The sequence below is a fragment of the Sporosarcina aquimarina genome, assembly GCF_023715615.1.
GTDB classification, from domain to species: domain Bacteria; phylum Bacillota; class Bacilli; order Bacillales_A; family Planococcaceae; genus Sporosarcina; species Sporosarcina aquimarina_A.
Genome location: NZ_JAMBOM010000002.1, coordinates 399718 through 412631, shown reverse-complemented (window position 1 = coordinate 412631; position 12914 = coordinate 399718). Strand labels below are relative to the sequence as shown.

Here is a 12914-nt window from a genome sequence, read left to right as displayed (position 1 = left end):
TTGAAAGGCGGTTTATCATGTATATTCCAGATTACTTTAAAGTCGATAATATCGAAGAAATTTCACACTTTGTACAAAAAAACTCATTTGGTACAGTCGTAACAACAGTACAAGGGAAGCCAATTGCCACACATTTGCCGATGCAATTATCAAAAATAGCAGATGATTATTTTATAACAGGGCATCTTTCTTATGGGAACCCTCAATGGAAAACTTTCGACACTTGCGATGAAGTACTGGTTATGTTCCAGGGGCCCCACGCATATATCTCTTCTTCCTGGTATGAAGGTGAGAATGTCCCAACATGGAACTATCAATCTGTTCATGTATATGGCGAAGTAAGTATTTTGGACAAGGAAGAGTTGAAAGAGGACTTGACAATGCTATTGCAAAAATACGAAAAACATCGTGAGGAACCGGTTTTATGGGATAGACTTTCAAATTCTTTGTTAGAAAAACAACTAAATGGTATTGTCGGATTTAAAATCAAAATACAAGAAATCCAAGCGGCATATAAACTAAGCCAAAATAGAAATAAAAAAGACTATACTAACATTATTGATAAACTGAATGAGGAAGAGGACTTCAATTCTCATAAAATTGCAGAGGTTATGTCGAAGAGAAATTCGTAATTATTGGAGGTAACAGCTAAACTTACCTTATAACAGATAGCGGTAGATACAAAGTCAATTTCATATACATTTTTTATTTCTCTTTAATTAATGTAATATTTAGATATCCGTGTTAAAGTTTAAATATACTATTGAAAGGTGTGATTACAATGGAAAATATTATTACTTATAATCAGGAAAATCGTTTTATCGGGGGACGTTACGAGTAATTCATGAAGAATCTCATTGAATGCTCGTAAATTTGATAATTATTGGAGGAGCATTCATGTTAACAAATCAAGGGTTTAATTTATGGTCGGATAACTATGATCAAACAGTTCAAGTCAGTGAAGAGAATCATCTATACCCTTTCGCTGGATATAAGAAAATACTAAATACGATTTTTAATGAAGTGATGCAAAAGGAGAATTCCAAAGTTCTTGATATTGGATTTGGAACAGGTGTCTTAACAAGTAAACTTTATGCAAATGGACACCAAATTGATGGAGTAGACTTTTCATCAAAAATGATTTCCATTGCTCAATCTAAAATGCCTAATGCCAACTTGTTCGAGTGGGATATTTCAGTAGGTCTACCTCCAGAGATTCTTGAAAATAAATATGATTCTATTATAAGTACTTACACATTGCACCACTTAACTGACGAAGAAAAAATATCATTTATTACCGACCTAATTCCTCTTCTTAAGAAGGGGGGTAAGATAGTCATCGGAGACATTTCCTTTGAAAATCGAGGGAAATTAGATAAATGTCGTCAGGAAAGTATTGAATACTGGGATGATGATGAATTTTATTTTGTGCACGATGAAATTAAATCTTCCTTACCGTATCCGTGTGAATTTCATTCGATTTCTCATTGTGGGGGCGTATTCATTATTTCTGAATGACAACTTATTCTTTATCGTAGCGGCAAAGGGTTTACCTTTTGCCATCCCGTGGATTTTAAACGTAAGGTAATTAGGCATTGTGCCATGTTATCATCATCGTTTTAACCACTTATAGAGAATGAAGAGTGCGCTGCAAATTAGCTCATCCTATCCTTATTACGAAAACAGAAGACGAGCTTACCTGTAAAGTCAGGTAGGCTCGTCTTGTTAGTTCACATGAAGTAGAACTTCGTTTTTCAGTTTAACGACACACGACAACTTCACGTTCAAAATGTGCTTTTTTAGCAATACAACGATCTACTATTTCAAATCCAGAATCGATGAGTAAATCATCCATCGATTCTATAGTGACGATGACAAGTTTGTCTGTCAGTGTGCGGGCTGATTGTAAAATCGATGCTTGTTGCTCCCGGGTAACGTGTGTGTACAAGTTATATGGCATATCGATGATTGCTGCGTCATAATGGCCAGGGGCTTCTTCGATTGGGCCAGGTGTTACATCACCCGTTAATCCGAAGTGCGCTATGTTTTTTCGTGAGCCGAGCACAGCAAGTGGGTTGATGTCCCTGCCGTCCATGTCGATTCCCATTGATAATGCTTCAACAAGCACGTTCCCGATGCCGCAGCATGGGTCAATTGCTTTTACCCCTTTGGGATGTGGAACGGCGATATTCGAAACCGCTCGAGCGACACGCGTGCTGAGGGCAGTGGAATACATTTCAGGTTTTTTTACGTGTAGGTTCCATACAGCAACACTTTCTGTTAAATACCCAAATAGATAGCGATTACCAATCTGGACAACACCATAAAGAATGTCCGGATTATCTAAATCTGCTTCACCAGACATAGCCATTCCAATGTCCCGTTCAATTTTTCGGCGATTTGGATGTGACAGTTTAGGTGTGTCTCCTAACGGTATTGTATTGAGGCAACGGATGAGGAATGTTTGTCCCTCATCAGAAAATGTTGAAACGTACTCAGTAATCTCTGAAACTGAATCGCACATAATCAGTACATCTAAACGCTCCCTCATGAAAGGACTACGACTCGGGTCAATACAGACGTTATTGAGGATGAAATTTTCATACGTATCCTGATTGAAAAAAGCGCGCATTTCAAGCCGACACAAGTCGTGTTCATCGACATGCCGGCTATATGTGTAAAGGTAATTGACTGCTACCTCGTTCACGCTTCTTCCTCTAATGCGATGAGCATGTTAAAAACAAATTTATAAACAAGTTCTAGCGTTTCGTCAAATGTGTCATTCTCCGAGAAACCGTCCACATAATCAAGAGCGATATTTACATCCCACAGTCCATCATCGGATGAAAACATTAAACTGCGTGTACCAGGTGCAGTTCCAAGTTGTGCGTCGATGTATTTTTTTAGCCATTCGCCATGCTTTTTCTGAACCTGAAGTCCAAATAATGCAGTAATCGTTCCAAATACATCATCCATCTCAAGGACAATCCCATCGATTCCAATTGTCGCAAATAACGATTCTTCTGCAAACATGTAATCATTTGGCTGCGTCTTCACATATGAGACAGCTAGTTTCCCAGCATTTACAGGCGTTTCGATTGGCTCATCTGTTTCTTTGTTAGAAAGGCTATAGGACGGTGCGAAAGCAGGTGCTTCAAGTACCTTTACATCCGATGAAAGTAATCCGTTCTTCTCTAGAAATTCCTTTTGCAAGGCGTTCAACGGAATACCTTCTTGCGCATCGTGTCCTGCCATATAATTGGTCATCCATTTTGTAATCATTTATCACAACTCCTTCAATACTCTCCAGTATACCTTAAATGATCGACCACAGTCACTCGTTCTCATCGTACCAAGGATTCACATGAATCAGGACCTCACCGACGTCAGGATTCGCTTCCTTAATAGCGTTTCTAAGGGTACTCGTGATGTCGTGTCCTTGTTGAATCGTGAGCTCTGCTGGAATACTTATCCGTATATCCACAAGTACATAATGGCCGTGCTCACGTGCCCGAAGGCGGTCAATTCGTTTGACCTCGGGAATTTCTTCTATTAATTGATTGAACAACAGCAGCCGTTCTTCACTAACGGTTTTTTCCATTAGAATATCAAGCGCTTCTCTTCCAATATGAATCGCAAGCCGCAGTACGAGAATTGCAACGATCAGTCCAGCAAACGGATCGCCATATGAGAGAATTGGGATGTCGAAGTGAAAACCGATTAATCCAAGCCCAATACCGACAACAGCTGCCATGGAAGCATACACATCAGCTAAATGATCATAGGCTGTTGCGATGAGGCCTTTACTGTTTTCTTGTTTTCCAATTCGCATTGTGTAGAAATAGAGCGCCTGTTTCCAAATCATAGAAACGATTGCAGTGATCAAGGCAAGGACACTTGCTTTAGCAGGCTCTTCGAAAAACGTGAGAAAGGCTTCTATAGCGATGTAAATGGCAGCTGCCCCTAAAATGAGTCCTACGAGAGCGGAACTGATAACTTCTGCTTTTCCGTGCCCATATGGATGATCTTCATCTGGCGGACGTTTGGAAAAGCGCATTGAGGTTAAGGCTGCGGCAGAAGCTACCACGTCGCCTGCGTTGTGAAAGCCATCTGCTAACAAAACAGGACTATGAAATAGATAGCCTACAATGATTTTTAAGATGGTGAGGAAGATGTTGCTAATTAGACTAACCCAGATTGCAATTAGGGAAGACAATGAGTGTGTTGTGTTTGTCATAATCAGATAACCTCCAATTTATAAAGTTGCAGAGGGGAAACAAAAACCCCTGACGTAGGTTTGTCAGGGGGGGAGATAGAAAATTTATAGGATTGGTCATTAATGAGCATAGTATACATAGTTATCACTCGATTCCTATTAGATGCGTACCGATAAGTATACCTCTTTGACAAACACAATACAAGCTGAGAAGCTAAGGAGAGAAGATTGCAAAAAGTATAGTTATGAATTATAATTCATCTATTATAATAATTATACATAAAGATGGAGGCTGAGCTACATGAAACTTTGGGGTGGAAGATTTTCATCTAAAGAACACGAGCGTATGGAACAATTTAATACATCTTTACCTGTAGACAACCGATTAATTGAACAGGATATCGCTGGAAGTCTCGCCCATGTGGCTATGCTTGTCCACTGTGATTTGTTGACACCTGAAGAAGGAGAACTGCTCCTCAATGGATTGGAAGAGATTCAAAATGATATTTCTTCTGGAAAGTTATTAGTAGAAGGGGATTATGAAGACGTGCATTCGTTCGTCGAAGTTCAACTGACAAAGCGAATCGGGGAAACAGGGAAGAAGCTACATACAGCACGCAGTCGTAATGACCAAGTCGCAGTCGACATGAGACTGTATGCTAAAGCTAAAGCGAAGGAAGTCTCAGATTTGCTGCAAAATCTGATGGATTCCTTAACTACAAAGGGACAAGCAAATGATGTTATTATGCCTGGATATACACATTTGCAACGAGCACAAGTCATCACTTTCAGCCATCACTTAGGTGCATATGTCCAAATGTTTTTACGCGATAAGAAACGAATTGAAAACGCCGCAGAACTCATGGATGAAAATCCATTAGGTTGCGGTGCATTAGCAGGAACAACACATGAAATTGATCGTGATGTAACAACAGCACTCCTTCACTTCGCTAAGCCAGTGGACAATTATATCGACGGCGTAAGCGACAGAGACTATCTATTAGAACTCATGTCGGATTTCTCCATCATAATGATGCACTTAAGCCGCTTAAGTGAAGAGCTAATTCTTTGGAGCAGCCAAGAATTCAAATTCGTCACGATGTCCGATGCATTTTCAACAGGCAGCAGCATTATGCCCCAAAAAAAGAATCCGGATGCTGCCGAACTCATTCGAGGTAAAACAGGACGTGTCTACGGTTCGTTATTTGCGTTATTAACCACACTTAAAGGATTGCCACTCGCTTATAACAAAGACATGCAAGAAGACAAAGAACAATTCTTCGACGCAGTGGACACCATCATTGATTGCATCGACATCATGTCCAGCATGATCGACACAATGCAAGTCAACGCCGACCAAATGCGCAACGCCGTTAAAGCCGGATTCCTAAACGCGACAGAAGTCGCCGACTACCTCGTCAGCAAAGGCACACCATTCCGCGACGCCCACAGCATCGTCGGTCGCCTCATCATCTATTGCGAACAACAGAAAAAAGGCATCGAAGAACTAACAATCGCAGAACTAAAAAACTTCAGCGAATCCCTAGACGAAGACATCTTCGTCTACATCGACTACGATGAAATCTTAAATAAAGGCACAAAGAAATTTATGAAAGTGGGTCAATGAGTTTATCTTCATGCCCTCTTTGAAGTGACAGTGAACTAGATGTTTCCCCTAACACTCCGTTGATTGGAGTGAAAGGTGGCGACTCCTAGGGGATAAGCGAAGATTGAAGACCCCACAGAAGCGCCGAGGAGGCTGAAATCACCCCCCCTGAAAAGCGTCCACCTGTAACGGAAATCAACACCGTCTAATTTTACTCTTTTCAAGAAAAAGGCTGTCCAGAAATCAGTAAAACTGACATCTGAACAGCCTTTTTAATCTCTAAATTACCCCATAATGTGATAACCGGCATCCACATAAACCACTTCGCCAGTCACGCCACTAGACAAATCACTCAACATCACCATACTCATCTTCGCCACTTCTTCCAACGTAATGTTTCTACGCAATGGCGCCTTTTCTTCAATTTCATGAAGAATCGTATTAAACGAAGGAACCCCTTTAGCAGACAACGTACGTACCGCTCCAGCTGATACCGCATTCACCCGGATATTCTCTTTTCCAAGATCATGAGCTAAATAACGCATCGATGATTCAAGCGCAGCTTTTGCAACACCCATCACATTATATCCATCCAATACCCGCTCAGCTCCAAGATAACTCATCGTAATAATCGATCCGCCCTCAGTCATATAGCGACGCGCTTCACGAGCAGTCGCAACTAGAGAATACGCACTCGTATCTTGCGCAAATGCATAGCCATCACGTGACGTTTCTACAAAATCATTATGCAAATCTTCAGCGTGTGCAAATGCTACAGAGTGAACGACACCGTGAATGACACCAACTTCAGTACCAATCTTTTCAAACGCAGTACGAATGCTTTCATCTTCGTTCACATCACATTCTGCAACGAAACGAGCCGTCAGTTCATTTTTCTCGAGTGCCTTTTCAAGTTTCGCGAGAGAACGCTCTTTACGATAAGTGAAAATAACATTTGCGCCTACCTCAAAAAGTGTTTTCGCGATTCCCCAAGCGAGACTACGTTCGTTCGCAACACCCATAACAACAATATTTTTCCCTTTAAGTTTCAGTAAATCTTCCATGATTCAGTGGCCCCCTTAAAATCGTTCTATTATATTTTTTAGTTAGCAGTCAGTATCAATACCTGGTCACAAAATAATTATAGCACAGTTTGTTTTTACAGTTCCATCATGAGTATGAAACGGAATTAGAAGGTGACACTAAGGTCAACTTTCTAAAAAAAGGAGTGCTCATGATGATCCGTTTAAAGACAGGGCTAGAAGGTAGGAAAACACAATTTGGTATCATGCAAGATCGACTCGAAGAATCTGGCTATCATCTCGGAGGAAACTGGGACTACCACACAGGATATTTTGACCGGATTCTGAATCGGGAAGAAGGGGAGACCATCTATATCCGTGCACCATTCGATGTCATTGCAGGTATGTTGGATCAAGACAATGCATCCATCCAGTTTAAAACTCCATATATCATTAAGCATGTCATCAATGTCGGATTTGACTCGGAAGAAAATTCACTTTTGACATCCACATTCAACCAATTTCAGGAGCCTCTCGATAAGGACGGAAGGATTCCAGATAAATCAAAATGGCAGGAAATTGGTGTAAGAGAAGTGGATCGTCTCCTTGCCATTTTAGAGTGAAAAATGAAATGATTATTTTCTGAAAAATATCTATACAGAAGCCTCTGATTCGTGTACGGTATAGGTATTAAACCTATTCAGGAGGCTTCTAATGATTAAGAAAATCCTATTCCAACTTCTTATCCTTGCACTCATATTTTCAATAAGCAATCCAGCATCGGCAGGGAAGGTGTTCAGTGACGTTGGTGATCAATATTCAGCAAAAGCTGAACTTGAATTTCTAGCTGAACAAGGCATTGTTCCTTCAGGTCCTTCTGTTGCTTATGGCATCAATCAATCGATTACACGATTAGAAGCTTCTGAAATGCTTGTTCGTGCGCTGAAACTCGACACTACAAATCGTCCTGACCCACAGGTGGTAGATGTAAAAAAAGGATCTGCTGCTTATGACATCATTGCAACCGTTGTAGATGAAAACATTATGGTTGGGAATTTGAAAAAGGAATTCAATCCAAATGCCTTGTTAACGCGTGCAGAAATGGCGGCAATACTTGTGCGTGCTTTCGATCTACAACAGCCTAGCAGCTCAAAGAAGTTTCAGTTTGTAGATGTGAATGTAAAAAGCTTTGCTGCACCATCAATCAGTACTCTATTCGCCAACAACATCACATTCGGTTATCCGGATCATACGTTCAAACCGACGATGACATTAACACGTGCCCATTTCGGAATTTTCCTAGCGCGAATATTGAATCCGGAATTCCAGGAAACATTAACGTGTTTTAATCCAGTAACGGAAAAGACGTATTATGTAAATGTGGCGGTTACGACTCTATGGAAAGCACCTAATGCGGCTAGATTAATTGACAGACCAGCTGTTTCAACACCAACAGATATTCGAAAATGGACGAAAACGATGACGATACCACAAAAACAATGGCTCGTCGGTAAAACAGAAACACAAGCCCTCTACGGACAAGAGGTAGTTGTACTTAAAACTTCAGGAAAATGGATGCAGATCGCTGTAAAAGATCAGTATTCACCTAAAAACAAAGCTGGCTATCCAGGTTGGGTTCCTGTGTCTCATATTAAAGAGTCATATGCGGATTTTGGACAGTGTGCAACTGCTAAGGTGAAAGCACCAATCGCAAACTTATATCAAAATGAAACCACTGCTAGACCGTTCATGGAAATCAGTTTCAACACGATTCTTCCTGTTCTCGAAGAGAAAGGGGATTGGGTAAAAGTTCAGACTGCAATAGATGGGGCCAAATATGTACGTAAACAAGATGTGAGTGTGCTTCAAAAAGGAAGTCAACTTCCTGCACCAACATCACAGGATATCCTAACAACTGCGAAAAAATTTAACGGACTCCCATACTTATGGGCTGGTACTTCAGGGTTTGGTCTGGATTGCTCAGGGTTCACGTACTCAGTTTATAGACAGCATGGCATTGATATTCCTAGAGATGCGAGTGTTCAAGCTACACATGGAACAGCCGTGAAAAAGAGTGAACTTCAACCAGGTGATCTATTGTTCTTTGCTTACAATAAAGGTAAAGGGTCCGTACATCACGTCGGAATGTATATCGGAAACGGGAAAATGATTCATTCACCAAATCCAAAGAAAACAGTCGAAATCCTATCGATAGATGCAGAGCCATATCGTACAGAATTCTCAGGAGCTCGTCGGTATTTAAAATAGGATGCACAAAAGCCCATTCGCAAATAAGAGCGAATGGGCTTTCCTATGTGTTACTTAAGAATATCGTTATATAACAAACCGTCATCGTCTAAAGAAATCACTTTCAAACGATTTTCTTTTTTCACATAGACGCTTTTAACCTTTTTTATGCCGCTTTCATCTTCAAAGAGAATCACACGTGTTCCAGGATTATCCGACTCTACGATTCCTTTAAGACCTTCAATATCCCCAACTTCTGCAATCTTGCTGTACTCCTCGTATGTTGCAAGATCACTATTCTTTGTAGCTGTTTCAGAAGCTTGTTCTTCCGCTTTGTTATTGTCTTCAGGAGCAGTGTTGACGGAGTTTTCTTCTAATGAATTTGTGTTTTCATCAGAAGTATCCGACTCTTGTGCCGGCTCATTACTCGTACAACCCGCTAGCATGAATGACAACGCACCTAATAGTAGTAATTTTTTCATTTTTAATGACCTCCGTAATAGTTTTTCCAATTAGGCATTTTAACGAGCTTGGTTCTAGAAGGCAACAAATTGGTCTGACTTCGTCCATATTCAATAGTATTTCGACAAAATCCTTTATAATTCGTTCGATGTTTGTTACGCTCTAAATGAGAATAGGTCGGCTAATCCATTTATGTAAAGTTTCTTGAGGAGTTGTGACTGTATTGACGTTTAAAAAGAATTTCATCATTGGTCTCATGCTATTTGCATTGTTTCTCGGCGCTGGGAATATTATTTTCCCACCAAAATTAGGTCAATTAGCAGGAAGCGAATTGGCGCTAGCAATGTTTGGTTTTTTAATTACAGGTGTCGGGCTACCGCTTTTAGCGGTTTTGGCAATTGCCCATGCTGGAGGCGATTTACGCTCAATCGCAGATCGTGTTCATCCAACTTTTGGGTTGTTCTTCACTATGATTGTGTATTTAGCAATAGGTCCGTTTTTTGGCATTCCAAGGACAGCTACCGTTTCTTACGAAATTGGTATCGCCCCATTTTTGTCTGGTGATTTTGCGACTACACAATGGCCAATCCTTATTTTTAGTATTCTGTTTTTTGCGATTACTATAGGGCTGGCATTGAACCCTGCAAAACTCGTAGACCGTATCGGTAAGTATTTAACACCAATTCTGTTCTTAGTAATTGCACTCCTTGCCATCAAGAGCTTTGTAGATCCAATTGGTGCCATTAATCGTCCAGATGAAACATTTGGAACACATCCTTTCTTTAAAAGCTTTGTTGAAGGATATTTGACAATGGATGTCATCGCGGCGCTTATTTTTGGTAGTGTCATTACGGCTGCCATCCATGCAGAGGGTGTAAAAACCTCTAAAGGACTTATGAAGTCCATGGTTGTAGCTGGAAGCGTCGCTGCAATCGGCTTAAGCTTTGTATACATATCATTAGGGTTCATTGGGGCAACAAGCCTAGATGCAATTGGAATTCAAAAAAACGGGGGTATCGTTTTATCACTTGCATCTGAACTGTTGTATGGCTCATTTGGTCCTGTAATTTTAGCAATTACAATTCTATTCGCTTGTTTAACCACTTCAGTGGGTCTTGTTTCTGCTTGTGCTCAATTTTTTTCTCAAGTTGTTCCAACCTTGTCGTATAAGACATTTGTTGTGATCTTTGCGGTGTTTAGTACCGTAGTTGCAAACGTAGGGCTAACTCAATTGATTTCACTTTCTATCCCTGTTCTGTTGATGATTTATCCACTCGCTATTGTGTTAATGTTGTTATCCTTTGTAGACAATGCTTTTTGTAGAAGACCGATTGTTTACATACTTGCCTTATTTGGAACAGCCCTAGTTAGCATTTTTGATGGTCTTGCCGGTGGCGGAATCGTCGTTCAACCGGTTGTGAACATTCTTCAGCATTTGCCGCTGTATGAACAACAAATAGGCTGGCTGTTACCAGCAATTATTGGCGCTGGAATTGGCTATGTCATCACTTTGGTTTCCCCCTCTAAAGTATAAGAACAGCTAACGCTCCATGTTTAGATTTGGTCTATTGAAGGAAGACTAAAGGTAACTGGACAAAAAGGAGAGGGTACCATGAATGCAAAAGAAACTGCACAAAATATTTTGGACAACAGCTATATCGGAACGATGTCAACTGTAGAGGCGAACAAACCTTTTAGCAGATATATGACGTTTTATCATGAGGATTTCACTCTGTACACAGCGACATCTAAAAAAACAGAAAAAGTCGATGAGCTCGAGAAGAATCCAAACACATATATTTTACTTGGGTACAATGACGAAGGATACGGGGATGCTTTTTTAGAGATAGCAGGGACTGTCACGATTTCTGACGAAGAGCGATTAAAGGAAAAGGTTTGGAACGAGCACATGAAACCTTGGTTTACGGGTCCAGAAGATCCGGACTTAGTCATTTTAAAAGTAGTACCGGATTCCATTAGGGTGATGAACAAAAAAGGTGAAGCACCCCAAACAATCACGCTTTAACAAATAAAAGGATGAGCATTGTGCTCATCCTTTTTTACATGTCACCTTCATATTCACGACGTGCATCTTTTACTATGGACTTTAACTCTTTTTCATCAGCTCCACGCAAAAAGTAGGCAACAGCGGCTTTTCCAATTGCATACGTACCCCCGCTAGCAATACTTGCACTAATTGCAGAACCGGCACCTGGAATGACGAGATTTGCAAACTTACTCCCTTGCTGGGCAATCATGCGCAATGTAAAACCGGTTGCGCCAATACCACCTAGTGATATGAGAACTTCGCGTGCAGTTTTAAAGTCAAGTTCACGCCCTGACAAATAGGCAATAATCATGAGCAATATCGATTGTAATGCAAGTAAAACAGCGATGTCCGTAGCAATTAGCGGACTCAGTGCGACCGTCCCAGCTAATGCAGTGAAGACTTTTATGAATCGCAATGCAATACGCTCAGAAATGGTGTTCAGTCGAATCGATAATCCCAGATGAATGGCTGCCCGGATGTCCAGGCTGTCTTCTAAAAAATCGATCAGTTCCTCGATTCCATAGCGTCCATCAAATTCAATTGTGCACTTGTTATCATCTTCATCAGACCATTCAATGTATGAAGATACGGGGAGAAATGCGGTAGCTGACAAATCATTCTTTTCAAAAATCCGTTTAAGTTGTTCGGTTTTTTCAGTTATCAATTGAGTTTTTGCAGCAGGGTAGTTTTCAGGTTCCTTCACACGAGAGGGATTTAAGTCATCCACTTGTGTAATGACCGCAATCAATGGAAGTCCTTCTGCTGCTTTTTTCATGATCTTTTTCGTCACAGCAACATCTTTATCGATATGAGCCCGTTCCGTGGCTTTTTGCAAAAATAGGACCGCATCCGGCTCGAATGAATGTATGACGTCTTTTAATGTATCCTCAGCTTTTGTATCGAATGTTTCCGATTCTCCAATACCACGAGTGTCAATCACTTCAAAGTAAACATGCCCATCTGCCTCATAGGCATAGCGTTTTGCTTCTTTTGTGCCAATCTCCACTTCACTCACTTCAGCTAGATATCGTCCACTGAGTGCGTTAATAAGACTGCTTTTTCCGACGCCTGTCCTACCAACTAATACAAAACGTGGAGGGCGTGGATTTTTTAGACCTTCCAACAGGTTTTGTAGTTCATCATCGTCCATCATAATATCCATCATTTTCTTTCGTTGTTTTTCGGAAATTAAATTACCAGGAATTTTTGTAAAAAGCTCTTCAATGTAATTGGACAAATTACCAATGTGTTGAAGTCGCTGACGCATTTCGTCAAATTGGGATTCCATGGGCAAACATCCTCTCTCGATTG

General features: G+C 40.6%; 13 protein-coding genes. 7 read left to right on the top strand and 6 right to left on the bottom strand.

What is annotated here, in order from left to right:
- Window positions 1-17: 17 nt before the first annotated feature.
- Together M3197_RS09065 and M3197_RS09060 are read left to right on the top strand one after the other, a co-directional pair.
- Window positions 18-632: an FMN-binding negative transcriptional regulator gene (locus tag M3197_RS09065; RefSeq protein ID WP_251660876.1), complete on the top strand. Its 615-nt coding sequence runs from the start codon at window positions 18-20 to the stop codon at window positions 630-632.
- A gap of 265 nt (window positions 633-897) precedes the next feature.
- Window positions 898-1518, top strand: coding sequence for a class I SAM-dependent methyltransferase (locus M3197_RS09060; protein WP_251660875.1), 621 nt, complete (start codon window positions 898-900; stop codon window positions 1516-1518).
- A gap of 241 nt (window positions 1519-1759) precedes the next feature.
- Here M3197_RS09060 and M3197_RS09055 read toward each other — a convergent pair whose 3' ends face one another.
- From M3197_RS09055 to M3197_RS09045, 3 genes are read right to left on the bottom strand one after another with little or no spacing between them, the layout of a single operon-like run.
- The gene (locus M3197_RS09055; RefSeq protein ID WP_251660872.1) at window positions 1760-2707 is read right to left on the bottom strand and encodes a TRM11 family SAM-dependent methyltransferase; all 948 of its coding nucleotides are present in this window, start codon (window positions 2705-2707) and stop codon (window positions 1760-1762) included.
- Complete coding sequence (locus M3197_RS09050) at window positions 2704-3282, bottom strand: hypothetical protein (protein ID WP_251660871.1); 579 nt, start codon at window positions 3280-3282, stop codon at window positions 2704-2706. Before M3197_RS09050 ends, M3197_RS09055 begins: the two co-directional genes overlap by 4 nt.
- Window positions 3283-3334: 52 nt before the next feature.
- On the bottom strand, window positions 3335-4237 hold the full coding sequence (locus tag M3197_RS09045) for a cation diffusion facilitator family transporter (RefSeq protein WP_251660869.1): 903 nt from the start codon (window positions 4235-4237) through the stop codon (window positions 3335-3337).
- Between the two features lie 280 nt (window positions 4238-4517).
- Between M3197_RS09045 and argH the strand changes: the two genes are divergently transcribed.
- Entirely contained in the window at window positions 4518-5843 is a 1326-nt protein-coding gene (gene argH, locus M3197_RS09040; RefSeq protein WP_251660867.1) for an argininosuccinate lyase, read from the top strand.
- A gap of 263 nt (window positions 5844-6106) precedes the next feature.
- Here the strand turns inward: argH and fabI are convergent, their stop codons facing one another.
- Window positions 6107-6886, bottom strand: coding sequence for an enoyl-ACP reductase FabI (fabI, locus tag M3197_RS09035; protein ID WP_251660865.1), 780 nt, complete (start codon window positions 6884-6886; stop codon window positions 6107-6109).
- Between the two features lie 173 nt (window positions 6887-7059).
- Between fabI and M3197_RS09030 the strand changes: the two genes are divergently transcribed.
- Window positions 7060-7467: a YugN family protein gene (locus tag M3197_RS09030; RefSeq protein ID WP_251660863.1), complete on the top strand. Its 408-nt coding sequence runs from the start codon at window positions 7060-7062 to the stop codon at window positions 7465-7467.
- Window positions 7468-7558: 91 nt separating this feature from the next.
- Window positions 7559-9112: an NlpC/P60 family protein gene (locus M3197_RS09025; protein WP_251660861.1), complete on the top strand. Its 1554-nt coding sequence runs from the start codon at window positions 7559-7561 to the stop codon at window positions 9110-9112.
- 50 nt (window positions 9113-9162) lie between these two features.
- Here the strand turns inward: M3197_RS09025 and M3197_RS09020 are convergent, their stop codons facing one another.
- Window positions 9163-9573 (bottom strand): hypothetical protein, encoded by a 411-nt coding sequence (locus M3197_RS09020; protein WP_251660859.1) that lies wholly within the window; start codon window positions 9571-9573, stop codon window positions 9163-9165.
- A 194-nt stretch (window positions 9574-9767) separates the two neighbouring features.
- Between M3197_RS09020 and brnQ the strand changes: the two genes are divergently transcribed.
- Both brnQ and M3197_RS09010 read left to right on the top strand, forming a co-directional pair.
- Window positions 9768-11087, top strand: a complete 1320-nt coding sequence (gene brnQ, locus M3197_RS09015) for a branched-chain amino acid transport system II carrier protein (protein ID WP_432813987.1) — start codon at window positions 9768-9770, stop codon at window positions 11085-11087.
- A gap of 78 nt (window positions 11088-11165) precedes the next feature.
- The gene (locus M3197_RS09010; protein WP_251660857.1) at window positions 11166-11579 is read left to right on the top strand and encodes a pyridoxamine 5'-phosphate oxidase family protein; all 414 of its coding nucleotides are present in this window, start codon (window positions 11166-11168) and stop codon (window positions 11577-11579) included.
- A gap of 34 nt (window positions 11580-11613) precedes the next feature.
- Here M3197_RS09010 and M3197_RS09005 read toward each other — a convergent pair whose 3' ends face one another.
- Window positions 11614-12891, bottom strand: a complete 1278-nt coding sequence (locus M3197_RS09005; RefSeq protein ID WP_251660855.1) for a GTPase — start codon at window positions 12889-12891, stop codon at window positions 11614-11616.
- Between the last annotated feature and the right edge of the window lie 23 nt (window positions 12892-12914).